This window comes from Pseudomonas sp. ESBL9, assembly GCF_036668715.1.
GTDB lineage: Bacteria > Pseudomonadota > Gammaproteobacteria > Pseudomonadales > Pseudomonadaceae > Aquipseudomonas > Aquipseudomonas lundensis.
In genome coordinates this window covers 44,926-58,174 of sequence record NZ_JAZEVV010000008.1, presented here as the reverse complement: position 1 = coordinate 58,174, position 13,249 = coordinate 44,926, and the positions used below count along the sequence as shown (strand labels likewise).

Annotated in this window: 12 protein-coding genes and 2 tRNA genes; 13 read left to right on the top strand and 1 reads right to left on the bottom strand. The window is 54.6% G+C overall.

Annotation, left to right across the window (positions count from 1 at the left end):
• The first annotated feature begins 91 nt into the window (after positions 1-91).
• From carB to V6F78_RS19570, 3 genes are read left to right on the top strand one after another with little or no spacing between them, the layout of a single operon-like run.
• Positions 92-3,313, top strand: coding sequence for a carbamoyl-phosphate synthase large subunit (gene carB / locus V6F78_RS19580; RefSeq protein WP_047278437.1), 3,222 nt, complete (start codon positions 92-94; stop codon positions 3,311-3,313).
• 2 nt (positions 3,314-3,315) lie between these two features.
• Complete coding sequence (gene greA, locus V6F78_RS19575; RefSeq protein WP_047278569.1) at positions 3,316-3,792, top strand: transcription elongation factor GreA; 477 nt, start codon at positions 3,316-3,318, stop codon at positions 3,790-3,792.
• 28 nt (positions 3,793-3,820) lie between these two features.
• Complete coding sequence (locus V6F78_RS19570; protein ID WP_095008241.1) at positions 3,821-4,225, top strand: MFS transporter; 405 nt, start codon at positions 3,821-3,823, stop codon at positions 4,223-4,225.
• 12 nt (positions 4,226-4,237) lie between these two features.
• Here the strand turns inward: V6F78_RS19570 and yhbY are convergent, their stop codons facing one another.
• Positions 4,238-4,546: a ribosome assembly RNA-binding protein YhbY gene (gene yhbY, locus V6F78_RS19565; RefSeq protein WP_047278435.1), complete on the bottom strand. Its 309-nt coding sequence runs from the start codon at positions 4,544-4,546 to the stop codon at positions 4,238-4,240.
• A gap of 107 nt (positions 4,547-4,653) precedes the next feature.
• On the opposite strand from yhbY, the gene rlmE reads away from it, so the two are divergent.
• From rlmE to nusA, 10 genes are all read left to right on the top strand, one after another.
• Positions 4,654-5,304 carry a 23S rRNA (uridine(2552)-2'-O)-methyltransferase RlmE gene (gene rlmE, locus V6F78_RS19560; RefSeq protein WP_047277544.1) on the top strand — a complete coding sequence of 217 codons (651 nt, stop codon included), beginning with the start codon at positions 4,654-4,656 and terminating at the stop codon, positions 5,302-5,304.
• A gap of 192 nt (positions 5,305-5,496) precedes the next feature.
• Entirely contained in the window at positions 5,497-7,404 is a 1,908-nt protein-coding gene (gene ftsH / locus V6F78_RS19555; protein ID WP_047295573.1) for an ATP-dependent zinc metalloprotease FtsH, read from the top strand.
• A gap of 8 nt (positions 7,405-7,412) precedes the next feature.
• Entirely contained in the window at positions 7,413-8,270 is an 858-nt protein-coding gene (folP, locus tag V6F78_RS19550; protein ID WP_332728023.1) for a dihydropteroate synthase, read from the top strand.
• A gap of 10 nt (positions 8,271-8,280) precedes the next feature.
• Positions 8,281-9,618, top strand: coding sequence for a phosphoglucosamine mutase (gene glmM / locus V6F78_RS19545; RefSeq protein ID WP_047277537.1), 1,338 nt, complete (start codon positions 8,281-8,283; stop codon positions 9,616-9,618).
• 66 nt (positions 9,619-9,684) lie between these two features.
• Entirely contained in the window at positions 9,685-10,440 is a 756-nt protein-coding gene (gene tpiA, locus V6F78_RS19540; protein WP_047283052.1) for a triose-phosphate isomerase, read from the top strand.
• A gap of 4 nt (positions 10,441-10,444) precedes the next feature.
• Positions 10,445-10,828, top strand: a complete 384-nt coding sequence (gene secG, locus V6F78_RS19535; protein WP_047277533.1) for a preprotein translocase subunit SecG — start codon at positions 10,445-10,447, stop codon at positions 10,826-10,828.
• Between the two features lie 28 nt (positions 10,829-10,856).
• Positions 10,857-10,942: transfer RNA gene (locus V6F78_RS19530), tRNA-Leu, on the top strand.
• A gap of 96 nt (positions 10,943-11,038) precedes the next feature.
• Positions 11,039-11,115 (top strand) — tRNA-Met (locus V6F78_RS19525).
• Positions 11,116-11,257: 142 nt separating this feature from the next.
• The gene (rimP, locus tag V6F78_RS19520) at positions 11,258-11,716 is read left to right on the top strand and encodes a ribosome maturation factor RimP (RefSeq protein WP_047277531.1); all 459 of its coding nucleotides are present in this window, start codon (positions 11,258-11,260) and stop codon (positions 11,714-11,716) included.
• A 47-nt stretch (positions 11,717-11,763) separates the two neighbouring features.
• Positions 11,764-13,245: a transcription termination factor NusA gene (gene nusA, locus V6F78_RS19515; RefSeq protein WP_047277528.1), complete on the top strand. Its 1,482-nt coding sequence runs from the start codon at positions 11,764-11,766 to the stop codon at positions 13,243-13,245.
• The last annotated feature ends 4 nt before the right edge of the window (positions 13,246-13,249 follow it).

The following is a 13,249-nucleotide window of genomic DNA, read 5'->3' as shown; positions in this document are numbered from 1 at the left end:
CAAGGCGGCCCCGAATACCGGCGGCCCTTGGAGGCTTCAGGAAAAAGACTACCGGCTTGCCCACTGACCTGCGGATTTGAGTGACAAACCCATGCCAAAACGTACAGACATAAAAAGCATTCTGATTCTCGGCGCTGGCCCGATTGTTATCGGTCAGGCGTGTGAGTTCGACTACTCCGGCGCTCAGGCCTGCAAGGCACTGCGTGAAGAGGGTTACCGCGTCATTCTGGTGAACTCCAACCCGGCCACCATCATGACCGACCCGGACATGGCCGATGCCACGTATATCGAGCCTATCAAGTGGCAAACGGTCGCCAAGATCATCGAAAAAGAACGTCCTGATGCCCTGTTGCCGACCATGGGTGGGCAAACGGCGCTGAACTGTGCATTGGACCTGGAGCGCGAAGGCGTTCTGGAGAAATTCAATGTAGAGATGATCGGTGCCAATGCGGACACCATCGACAAGGCTGAGGATCGTTCGCGTTTCGACAAGGCGATGAAGTCGATCGGCCTTGATTGCCCGCGCTCCGGCATTGCTCACAGCATGGAGGAGGCTAATGCCGTTCTCGAGAAGCTGGGCTTCCCGTGCATCATTCGTCCGTCCTTCACCATGGGTGGCACGGGTGGTGGTATTGCTTATAACCGCGAAGAATTTGAAGAGATCTGCTCCCGTGGCCTGGACTTGTCTCCAACCAAAGAGCTGCTGATCGACGAGTCGCTGATCGGCTGGAAAGAGTACGAGATGGAAGTTGTCCGCGATAAAAAGGACAACTGCATCATCGTCTGCTCGATCGAGAACTTCGACCCGATGGGTGTGCACACCGGTGACTCGATCACTGTTGCGCCTGCACAGACACTGACGGACAAGGAATACCAGATCATGCGTAACGCCTCGCTGGCGGTACTGCGTGAGATCGGCGTCGAAACGGGCGGCTCCAACGTTCAGTTCGGTATTTGCCCGGATACTGGCCGTATGGTCGTCATCGAAATGAACCCGCGCGTGTCTCGTTCGTCCGCGCTGGCCTCCAAGGCCACGGGTTTCCCGATTGCGCGTATCGCTGCCAAGCTGGCGATTGGCTATACCCTTGACGAGTTGCAAAACGAAATCACGGGTGGCAAGACGCCAGCCTCTTTCGAGCCTTCTATCGACTACGTCGTGACCAAGATGCCTCGCTTCGCCTTCGAGAAGTTCTCCAAGGCTGATGCGCGACTGACCACGCAAATGAAGTCTGTTGGCGAGGTTATGGCCATTGGCCGGACTTTCCAGGAGTCTCTGCAAAAGGCGTTGCGTGGCCTTGAAGTCGGTGTGTGCGGTCTGGATGAAAAACTGGACCTGAGCAACCCGGAAAGCATGGCCGTGCTCAAACGCGAGCTGACAGTGCCGGGCGCCGAGCGCATCTGGTACGTAGCTGACGCGTTCCGTGCGGGCATGACGGTCGAAGACATCTTCGGCATGAACATGATTGATCCTTGGTTCCTGGTGCAGATCGAAGACCTGATCAAGGACGAAGAGAAAATTAAGACGCTGGGTCTTGCCAGCATCGACCGCGACATGATGTATCGCCTCAAGCGCAAGGGTTTTTCGGATCAGCGTCTGGCCAAGCTGCTGGGTGTTACTGAGAAAAACCTGCGTCGCCATCGTCACAAGCTGGAAGTGTTCCCGGTTTATAAGCGGGTTGATACCTGCGCGGCTGAGTTCGCCACCGACACCGCCTACATGTACTCGACCTATGAGGAAGAGTGCGAAGCGAATCCTTCGGGTCGCGACAAAATCATCATTCTGGGTGGTGGTCCGAACCGTATTGGTCAAGGTATCGAGTTTGACTACTGCTGCGTACACGCGGCTCTCGCGTTGCGTGCTGATGGTTACGAAACCATCATGGTCAACTGCAACCCGGAAACAGTTTCGACGGACTACGACACTTCGGATCGTCTGTATTTCGAATCTGTCACTCTGGAAGACGTTCTGGAAATCGTACGGGTCGAGAAGCCAAAAGGCGTGATTGTTCAGTACGGTGGCCAGACGCCACTGAAGCTGGCGCGTGCACTTGAAGAAGCTGGCGTGCCGATCATTGGCACCAGCCCGGATGCAATCGACCGTGCAGAAGATCGTGAGCGCTTCCAGCAAATGGTCGAGCGTTTGAACTTGCGTCAGCCGCCAAACGCAACCGTGCGCAGTGAAGATGAAGCCATCCGCGCGGCTAGCAAAATCGGTTACCCGCTAGTGGTTCGTCCTTCCTACGTGCTGGGCGGCCGTGCGATGGAAATCGTGTACGAAGAGGAAGAACTCAAGCGCTACCTGCGTGACGCGGTGAAGGTGTCTAACGACAGCCCGGTTCTGCTGGATCACTTCCTGAACTGTGCCATCGAGATGGATGTTGACGCGGTTTGTGATGGTACGGATGTCGTGATCGGCGCGATCATGCAGCACATTGAGCAGGCAGGCGTTCACTCGGGCGACTCCGCTTGCTCGTTGCCTCCTTACTCGCTGCCACTGCACATCCAGGACGAGATGCGCGAACAGGTCAAGAAGATGGCGCTGGAGTTGGGTGTTGTCGGCCTGATGAACGTTCAACTGGCACTGCAAGGGGAAGACATCTACGTAATTGAAGTGAACCCGCGCGCTTCGCGCACCGTTCCTTTTGTCTCCAAGTGCATTGGTGTCTCACTGGCAATGATTGCTGCGCGCGTCATGGCAGGTAAAACCCTGAAGGAAATCGGTTTCACCAAAGAAATCATTCCTAACTTCTACAGTGTGAAAGAAGCGGTGTTCCCGTTCGCCAAATTCCCGGGTGTTGACCCGATCCTTGGCCCTGAGATGAAGTCCACCGGTGAAGTGATGGGGGTAGGTGATACCTTCGGTGAGGCATTTGCGAAGGCTCAAATGGGCGCGAGCGAAGTATTGCCAACTGGCGGCACCGCCTTTATCAGTGTGCGTGATGACGACAAGCCTTTGGTGGCAGGTGTTGCGCGTGACCTGATCGCTTTGGGCTTTGAGGTGGTTTCCACGGCGGGCACGGCCAAGTTTATTGAGGCGGCAGGATTGAAAGTGCGCCGCGTCAACAAGGTGACCGAAGGTCGCCCTCACGTTGTCGATATGATCAAAAATGACGAAGTCACGCTGATTATCAACACGACCGAAGGTCGTCAGTCGATTGCTGACTCTTATTCCATTCGTCGTAACGCCTTGCAGCACAAGATTTATTGCACCACGACCATTGCTGCTGGCGAAGCGATCTGTGAAGCGCTTAAATTCGGCCCTGAAAAAACCGTACGTCGCTTGCAGGATCTACACGCAGGATTGAAGGCATGAGCATAACCAAATACCCAATGACGGTTCAGGGCGCCAAAGCCCTCGAAGAAGAGCATGCGCACCTGACGAAGGTTGTTCGGCCCAAGTTGAGCCAGGACATTGGCACGGCACGGGAGCTGGGCGACCTGAAGGAAAACGCTGAATATCATGCAGCTCGTGAACAGCAAGGCATGGTGGAGGCGCGCATTCGTGACATCGAAGGCCGCATGCAGAACGCAGTCATTATCGATGTGACGACCATTCCGCATACCGGAAAGGTCATCTTTGGCACGACGGTTGAAATCGCTAACGTCGAAACTGACGAAAGTAAGACTTACCAGATCGTTGGTGAAGATGAAGCTGACTTCAAACTCGGAAAGATCTCTGTCGGGTCGCCGCTTGCTCGCGCCTTGATCGCCAAGGAAGAGGGCGATGTGGTGGCTGTGAAGACGCCAAGCGGTGTGATTGAGTACGAGATTGTTGAAGTTCGCCACATCTGAACACAGGCGCCCGCTTCGAGCGGGCGCACTGGTTTGGCAGCTAGCCCAGGTGTTGTGGGTTGGCGGTCTGTGGTTGATGCATTTAGGATTGATGCCGGTGCTGGCCCAAATCGGACTGGCGCCGTTGTTGGTAGAAGAGATCGGCAATACGCTTGAAGTGCTGCTGGTCATGTTTTCAGCCGTCTGCGTGTTTGTGCAGGCGCTGGTATTGGCCAGGACTGAGGGCGTTGAGAGTATTTGGCGCGACCTGCGTGGGCAGCTGTTGCTGATGGCGCTGGTCGGTTGTGCGTTGTATCTCGCAGGGCATTCATGGCTGACTGAAGCATTGCACTGGCAGTCGTTTTTTTACTGGTTGGCTGGCTTTTCGGGTTTGATTCTGGTGCTTCAGCCTATTCCGGGTGAGAGTATCAGGGCGCGCTTTGCACGCCCTTGACCCTTGTCGACATTACTTGAAGCGGTGGATGTTCGACAGTTGCTTGTTTACATTGACGTTCTTGCGGTACAGAAGCGCCATTTTGCCAATCACCTGAACCAGTTCTGCTTTGCCGCTTTTGCAGAGTTCTGCAATGGCAGCCAAGCGAGATTCGCGGTCCAGGATGTTGACTTTGATTTTAATCAGCTCGTGATCGCCCAATGCGCGTTCGAGTTCGGCTAAAACACCTTCAGTCAAACCATTGTCAGCCACAGTCAATACTGGTTTCAGATGGTGGCCAATGGATTTGTACTGTTTCTTCTGCTCTTGAGTGAGCGGCATAATCTGACCCCTGTGTCTGATCTTGTAAAAAGCGGCGGCCAGTTTACCCGAGCGAGTCCCAGACCGCCCAGTTAATCACGACCCGTTTATATTTTTTGAGGTGGCCCGTGGCCCGTTCCAAAACTAGCCTGAATTGGCTGAAAGAACATTTCAACGATCCTTACGTCAAAATGGCGCAGAAAGACGGATACCGTTCGCGTGCCAGCTACAAGCTGTTGGAGATCCAGGAGCGTGATCGGTTGATTCGCCCCGGCATGACGGTGATTGACCTGGGCGCAGCTCCAGGTGGATGGTCGCAAGTGACCAGTCGTCTGATCGGTGGTCAGGGGCGCTTGATTGCTTCCGACATCCTGGAAATGGACAGCATCCCTGACGTGACCTTCATTCAGGGGGATTTCACTCAGGACGATGTGTTGGCCCAAATACTGGAGGCCGTCGGAAATACGCAGGTAGACCTTGTGATTTCAGATATGGCCCCCAATATGAGTGGATTGGCCGCTGTTGATATGCCGCGCGCGATGTTCCTGTGTGAATTGGCACTGGATCTGGCAGGGCGCGTATTGCGACCAGGTGGTGATTTTCTGATCAAGGTCTTCCAGGGCGAAGGCTTCGACCAGTACCACAAAGACATCCGCAAGCTGTTCGAAAAAGTGCAGATGCGCAAGCCATTGTCATCGCGTGACAGGTCCCGGGAGCAGTATTTGCTGGGTCGTGGCTTCCGCGGTATTGAAGGTTCTGCCAGCGATGAGCGTCTCTGACCAGGGCGATAGTTTTATTTGTATCGCTTTACAGATCTGGCATAACGAATATTGTGTAGTCAAAGTTTCACAAAGGGTTACAGACGGAGCCTGCAAGCCTTGTAGGCAATGTAGTAAGTTATGCCGGTGAATATCATGCGAAGCACGCTTTCAGTAGCGGAGCTTGCTTCAGAGGGTAGCTAATTGAACGATATGGCAAAGAATCTGATCCTGTGGTTGATCATCGCCGCTGTCCTTGTGACCGTGATGAACAACTTCTCCAGTCCAAACGAGCCACAAACCCTCAACTATTCCGACTTCATCCAGCAAGTTAAGGATGGCAAGGTCGAGCGCGTAGCGGTTGACGGCTACGTGATTACCGGCAAGCGCAGTGATGGCGATACCTTCAAGACCATTCGTCCGGCAATTCAGGACAACGGTTTGATTGGTGATCTGGTGGATAACCACGTCACTGTCGAAGGCAAGCTGCCAGAGCAGCAAAGTATCTGGACGCAGCTTCTGGTTGCGAGCTTCCCGATTCTGGTGATCATTGCGGTTTTCATGTTCTTCATGCGGCAGATGCAGGGCGGCGCTGGCGGTAAAGGCGGCCCGATGAGCTTTGGCAAGAGCAAAGCGCGGTTGCTGTCTGAAGACCAGGTCAAAACGACCTTGGCAGATGTTGCGGGCTGCGACGAAGCCAAAGAAGAAGTGGGCGAACTGGTTGAGTTTCTGCGGGATCCGGGGAAATTCCAGCGCTTGGGCGGTCGCATTCCGCGTGGTGTGCTGATGGTAGGCCCGCCTGGTACGGGTAAAACCCTGATTGCCAAGGCGATTGCTGGCGAAGCCAAGGTTCCATTCTTTACGATTTCAGGCTCTGACTTTGTCGAGATGTTTGTAGGTGTGGGTGCAAGCCGTGTTCGCGACATGTTTGAGCAGGCTAAAAAGCACGCACCGTGCATCATCTTTATCGACGAGATTGACGCGGTAGGTCGCCATCGTGGTGCTGGCATGGGTGGCGGTCACGACGAGCGCGAGCAGACGCTCAACCAGTTGCTGGTTGAGATGGATGGCTTTGAAATGAACGATGGCATCATCGTAATTGCAGCGACCAACCGTCCTGACGTGCTTGACCCGGCTCTGTTGCGTCCGGGGCGTTTCGACCGTCAAGTGGTGGTAGGTCTGCCAGATATCCGTGGTCGTGAGCAGATTCTCAAAGTTCACATGCGCAAAGTGCCGATTGGGGATGATGTTCAGCCAGCCGTCATTGCGCGGGGTACGCCCGGCTTTTCAGGGGCTGACCTGGCTAACCTGGTGAACGAGGCTTCGCTGTTCGCAGCTCGCACCGGTAAGCGTGTTGTGGAGATGAAAGAGTTCGAATTGGCCAAAGACAAAATCATGATGGGTGCCGAGCGCAAATCCATGGTGATGTCGGACAAGGAAAAGCGCAACACGGCTTACCACGAAGCGGGTCACGCTATTGTTGGTCGTGTAGTGCCTGAGCATGACCCTGTTTACAAGGTTTCGATCATCCCTCGTGGTCGGGCATTGGGTGTCACGATGTTCCTGCCTGAAGAGGATCGTTACAGCCTGTCCAAGCGTGCGCTGATTAGTCAGATTTGTTCGCTGTATGGCGGTCGTATTGCAGAAGAAATGACGCTGGGGTTTGATGGTGTCACCACAGGTGCATCCAACGACATCATGCGTGCCAGCCAGATTGCCCGGAATATGGTTACCAAATGGGGCCTTTCCGAAAAACTGGGTCCTTTGATGTATGCCGAAGACGATGAGTCCTATCTGGGGCGTGGCGGCGGTGGTCAGGGTGCCAATGTTTCGGGTGAAACAGCCAAGTTGATCGACTCGGAAGTGCGCAGCATCATTGATCAGTGCTACGGCACGGCCAAGCAGATCCTGACCGATAACCGCGACAAGCTGGAAGCCATGGCTGATGCCCTGATGAAGTACGAGACGATCGATGCAGATCAGATTGACGACATTATGGCGGGTCGACCTCCGCGTGAGCCGCGTGATTGGGGTGATGGTTCGGGCACACCGACAGCGCCGACGCTGGATAAAACCGAGCGTCCGGAAACACCGATCGGTGGTCCGGCAGCAGATCACTAAGGCTTGAAATGACTTCTGTAGAGTCCTCGACCCGGTTGCCTTGCGGCAACCGGGTTCTTGATTTGGCCCGCACGCACGTGATGGGCATTCTCAACGTAACCCCTGACTCTTTCTCTGATGGTGGCCGGTTTGCGCGCCTGGATGCGGCTTTGCGTCATGCGCAGGCGATGGTTCAGGCGGGAGCAACGCTCATCGATGTGGGTGGCGAGTCAACCCGTCCGGGTGCGCGTGCCGTCACAGCACAGGAAGAGTTGGAGCGTGTTGCGCCTGTTGTTGAACTCATCAGTCGTGAGCTCGATGTCATTATTTCTGTGGACACCTCCACGCCTGTCGTAATGACCGAGTCGGCGAGTCTTGGTGCCGGCTTGATCAATGATGTGCGTTCATTACGCCGAGAGGGTGCGCTGGAGGCGGCCGCTGCAACAGGATTGCCTGTGTGTCTGATGCATATGTTGGGTGAGCCCGGCGACATGCAGAATGACCCGCATTACGGTGATCTGGTGGGCGAGGTATCCGCATTTCTTGCGGATCGAATGAAAGTTTGCGCTTCAGCCGGCATTGAGGTTGAGCGGATCATTCTTGATCCGGGGTTTGGCTTTGCCAAAACCCTTCAGCACAATTTGAGCCTGTTCAAGCACATGGAGGCATTGCATGCGTTGGGGCGGCCCTTGCTAGTGGGCGTATCGCGCAAAAGCATGATCGGGCAGGCCTTGAATAGGCCTGTTACAGATCGCTTGTCCGGCAGTCTGGCGTTGGCGGCATTGGCAGTGACCAAAGGTGCGCGTATCTTGCGTGTCCATGATGTAGCCGAAACGGTTGATGTGGTACGGATGATCGCAGCGGTAGAGTCCGCCGACCAAGAATGATGGAGCAAGTATGACGAAGAAATATTTTGGTACCGACGGCATTCGCGGTCGGGTCGGCGTTTACCCCATTACCCCTGATTTCATGCTCAAGCTGGGCTGGGCGGCGGGTATGGCGTTTCGCAGTATGGGGGCTTGCCGGATTCTGGTCGGTAAAGACACGCGGATTTCCGGTTACATGTTTGAGTCTGCACTAGAGGCCGGGTTGTCGGCTGCAGGGGCGGATGTCATGTTGCTGGGGCCGATGCCTACACCGGCAATCGCATACCTGACACGCACCTTTCATGCGGAGGCCGGGATTGTAATCAGCGCTTCACACAATCCTCATGATGATAACGGCATCAAGTTTTTCTCGGGTGAGGGTACCAAGCTCCCTGATGAAGTCGAGTTGATGATCGAAGAGTTGCTTGATGCGCCGATGACTGTGGTTGATTCCGGTAAGTTGGGCAAAGTCTCGCGCATCAACGACGCGTCAGGGCGATACATCGAATTCTGTAAGAGCAGTGTCCCGACAAGCACCAATTTCAATGGTCTGAAGATCGTTGTCGATTGTGCTCATGGTGCGACTTATAAAGTTGCGCCCAGTGTGTTCAAAGAGCTGGGTGCCGAGGTGACGGTGCTATCAGCTCAGCCGAATGGTCTCAACATCAATGACAATTGCGGCTCGACCCATATGGGGCAACTGCAAGCAGCCGTACTCGCTGAGCATGCGGACCTGGGCATTGCCTTTGATGGTGATGGCGACCGGGTGCTGATGGTCGATCACACGGGGGCGATCGTGGATGGTGATGAGTTGCTATTCATCATTGCGCGAGATCTGCATGAGCGTGGCAAGTTGCAAGGTGGTGTGGTCGGCACGCTGATGAGCAATCTCGGGCTTGAGTTGGCCTTGGCTGATCTGGGTATTCCTTTTGTGCGTGCCAATGTGGGTGACCGTTACGTTATTGCGGGTCTTCAAGAGCGCGACTGGCAAGTGGGTGGCGAAAACTCGGGTCATATTGTCTGCTTTCAGCACACAACGACCGGTGATGCGATCATTGCTGCGCTTCAGGTGTTGCTGTCTTTGCGTCGTCGTGAGGAAAGCCTTGCCCAGTCGCGTCAGGCCGTTCGTAAATGCCCTCAGGTTTTGCTTAATGTTCGGTTCTCGGGCGGGGTAAATCCTGTCGAGCATCCGGCCGTCAAGGAGGCCTGTGCGCAAGTTACGGAGGCGATGAAAGGCCGCGGCCGTGTGCTTTTGCGTAAGTCGGGTACAGAGCCATTGGTGCGGGTCATGGTCGAAGGCGACGACGAAATCATGGTCCGTGGCTATGCAGAAGAGCTGGCAAAACTTGTAAGTGAAGTTTGTGCTTGAATTCGGCTTGCCAGCGCGGATGTGGTTGGGTAACATCTGCGCCCACTTTGACCGACGAGGTAAAGCATGCGCCGCAAGATGGTAGCTGGTAACTGGAAAATGCACGGTACCCGCGCCAGCGTCGCAGAGCTGATCGATGGTCTGCGTAAGCTGGACTTGCCGAGTGTTGTTGAAACTGCAGTTTTCCCATCTGACTTGTTTATTGAACGTGTAATCAATGGCTTGAAAGATACGCCAATCTCGGTTGGTGCTCAGGATGCAGCGGTAGATGCAAAGCAAGGTGCGCTAACTGGTGAGATATCTTCAAGCCAGTTGGTGGATGCGGGTTGTAAGCTGGTGCTGATAGGGCACTCTGAGCGCCGCCTGATTTTGGGTGAGTCGGACGAGACGCTGAATCGCAAGTTTGCAGCTGCTCAGTCTTCAGGTTTGACGCCAGTGCTGTGTATAGGGGAGACCCTGGAGCAGCGTGAAGCAGGGCAAACGCTTGAGGTTGTAGGGCGTCAGCTGAACGCTGTGATTGATGAGTTCGGTATTGATGTTTTTGCAAAGGCAGTGATTGCGTACGAGCCGGTCTGGGCCATTGGCACCGGGCGGACCGCAACACCGCAGCAAGCGCAAGATGTGCATGCGGCCATTCGCGCACAGCTGGCGCAGAAGAATTCTGAAGTGGCACAAGGTGTGCGGCTTCTATACGGCGGCAGCGTGAAGGCGGCCAATGCGGTCGAACTGTTCAGCATGCCGGATATCGATGGGGGGCTCATTGGTGGGGCTTCCCTGAATGCAGATGAGTTCGGTGCGATCTGTCGCGCCGCGGGAAACTGAGAAAATGCTGGAAACAGTCGTAGTCGTTTTTCATCTGTTGGGTGCATTGGGCGTCATTGCTCTGGTATTGCTGCAACAGGGTAAGGGTGCGGATGCTGGAGCATCTTTCGGAGCAGGTGCTTCAAATACTGTGTTCGGAAGCCAAGGTTCCTCTACCTTTCTTAGTAAGTTTACTGCTATACTTGCCGCAGGTTTTTTCATAACCAGCTTAGGGTTAGGTTACTTTGCTAAAGAGAAAGCTCAAGAGCTGACTCAAGTAGGTTTGCCAGATCCAGCGGTATTGGAAGCACCAAAGCAACAACCGGCTTCAGATGATGTGCCGGTGCTTCAAGAGCAAAAGTCGGCTTCTCCAGCGACTGACGTACCTCCAGCTCAAGAGCAAAAGTAAAACGGGTTTCATGATGTAACGTAGTATTGCCGAGGTGGTGGAATTGGTAGACACGCAACCTTGAGGTGGTTGTGCCCATAGGGTGTAGGGGTTCGAGTCCCCTTCTCGGTACCAATTATCAGGAATGCCCGCAATAGCGGGCTTTCTTGTATGTGGAAGGTTGGATTGACCCTGAAAGGGATCAACCGTATACTTCCGCTCCAGCTTTGTCGCGGGATGGAGCAGTCTGGTAGCTCGTCGGGCTCATAACCCGAAGGTCGTCGGTTCAAATCCGGCTCCCGCAACCAGTTTTAGCGGAGCCCCTAATTCAGGGGCTTTTTGTTAACTGGACACTTTATAACGTCGGTATTCAACGGCGTTTCAGGGATGGGCGCTTCGCCCATTTTTTTATTCTGCATAGCATGCACAAACATGCACTAGGGGGTTCAGGTGTCGAGCAAGCTAGAACAGTTGCAGGCCTTGTTGGCCCCGGTGGTCGTGGCCCTTGGCTATGAATGCTGGGGTATTGAATTTTCGGCTCAAGGCCGCCATTCAATGTTGCGTGTGTATATCGACAAGGAAGGCGGTGTATTGGTGGACGATTGCGCCATCGTGAGCCGTCAGATCAGTGGCGTACTGGATGTTGAAGATCCTATCGCCGTTGAATACACCCTTGAAGTTTCCTCTCCTGGCATGGAACGCCCGCTGTTCACGCTTGAACAGTTTGCCAAGTATGCCGGTGAGCAAGTGAAGATCAAGCTGCGGTCGCCATTCGAAGGGCGTCGCAACTTTCAGGGCCTTCTGCGCGGCGTAGAGGAACAGGATATCGTGGTGCAAGTTGAAGACCATGAATTCCTGCTGCCGATCGATATGATCGACAAGGCCAACATTATTCCCAGTTTTGACTGAGACGCGGATCCCGCGGATCCAATGGCTTGCGAAAGGCGAGGCGTACGATGAGCAAAGAAGTACTGCTGGTTGTTGAGTCGGTGTCCAATGAAAAGGGCGTACCGGCAAACGTTATTTTTGAAGCGCTGGAGCTGGCTCTGGCCACTGCTACCAAAAAGCGTTTTGAAGACGAAGTCGAACTGCGTGTGGAGATCAATCGCCACACCGGTAACTATGAGACGTTCCGTCGCTGGACCGTGGTCGAAGACGAAGATCTGGATGATCCAGCAATCGAGTTGGCGGTTGACCAGGCGCAGGCGAAACAGCCAGGCGCGGTGGCCGGTGACATTATCGAAGAAAAAATCGATTCCATCGAATTCGGCCGTATTGCTGCACAAACTGCCAAGCAGGTTATTGTGCAAAAGGTCCGCGAAGCTGAGCGTGCTCAAGTCGTTGATGCCTATCGCGAGCGTCTTGGCGAAATTATTTCCGGCACTGTCAAGAAAGTAACGCGTGACAATGTGATCGTCGACCTGGGCAATAACGCTGAAGCGTTGCTGGCCCGTGAAGACATCATTCCGCGTGAAACTTTCCGTGTTGGCGTAAGACTTCGTGCGTTGTTGAAAGAGATTCGCACCGAGAACCGTGGTCCTCAGCTGATCCTGTCGCGTACCGCGCCTGAAATGCTGATCGAACTGTTCCGGATCGAAGTACCTGAGATCTCCGAAGGCCTGATCGAAGTGATGGCGGCCTCCCGCGATCCTGGATCTCGCGCTAAAATAGCCGTTCGTTCCAAAGACAAACGCATTGATCCGCAAGGTGCTTGCATTGGTATGCGCGGCTCGCGCGTCCAGGCAGTGTCCGGCGAATTGGGCGGGGAGCGAGTGGATATCGTTCTGTGGGATGAGAATCCGGCGCAGTTCGTGATCAACGCAATGTCGCCTGCTGAAGTGGCGGCAATTATTGTCGACGAAGATGCCCATGCAATGGACATCGCCGTTGGCGCAGACAATCTGGCCCAGGCGATTGGTCGCGGCGGTCAGAACGTACGTTTGGCTAGCCAGTTGACTGGCTGGACCCTGAACGTGATGACCGAATCGGACATCCAGGCTAAGCAGCAAGCAGAGACCGGTGACATTCTGCGCAACTTCATCGAAGAACTCGAAGTTGATGAAGAGTTGGCGCAGGTGCTGGTTGATGAGGGCTTCACCAGCCTGGAAGAGATTGCCTACGTACCGGTGGAGGAGATGCTCAACATCGACGGTTTTGACGAGGATATCGTCAACGAGCTTCGCGCTCGGGCCAAGGATCGTTTGTTGACCAAAGCCATCGCTACTGAGGAAAAGCTGGCAGACGCCCATCCGGCCGAAGACCTGCTCTCGCTTGAGGGTATGGACAAGGATTTGGCGATGGAACTGGCGGTGCGCGGCGTAATTACCCGCGAAGACCTGGCCGAGCAGTCTATTGACGACCTGCTCGACATCGACGGCATTGACGATGATCGTGCCGGCAAGTTGATCATGGCCGCCCGAGCCCATTGGTTCGAGTAATTAG

Bases quoted from the DNA above. Each gene is read 5' to 3' on its own strand.
- carB (WP_047278437.1), top strand. From the start codon at position 92: ATGCCAAAACGTACAGACATAAAAAGCATTCTGATTCTCGGCGCTGGC.
- yhbY (WP_047278435.1), bottom strand. From the start codon at position 4,546: ATGCCGCTCACTCAAGAGCAGAAGAAACAGTACAAATCCATTGGCCAC.
- ftsH (WP_047295573.1), top strand. From the start codon at position 5,497: ATGGCAAAGAATCTGATCCTGTGGTTGATCATCGCCGCTGTCCTTGTG.
- folP (WP_332728023.1), top strand. From the start codon at position 7,413: ATGACTTCTGTAGAGTCCTCGACCCGGTTGCCTTGCGGCAACCGGGTT.
- glmM (WP_047277537.1), top strand. From the start codon at position 8,281: ATGACGAAGAAATATTTTGGTACCGACGGCATTCGCGGTCGGGTCGGC.
- tpiA (WP_047283052.1), top strand. From the start codon at position 9,685: ATGCGCCGCAAGATGGTAGCTGGTAACTGGAAAATGCACGGTACCCGC.
- secG (WP_047277533.1), top strand. From the start codon at position 10,445: ATGCTGGAAACAGTCGTAGTCGTTTTTCATCTGTTGGGTGCATTGGGC.
- nusA (WP_047277528.1), top strand. From the start codon at position 11,764: ATGAGCAAAGAAGTACTGCTGGTTGTTGAGTCGGTGTCCAATGAAAAG.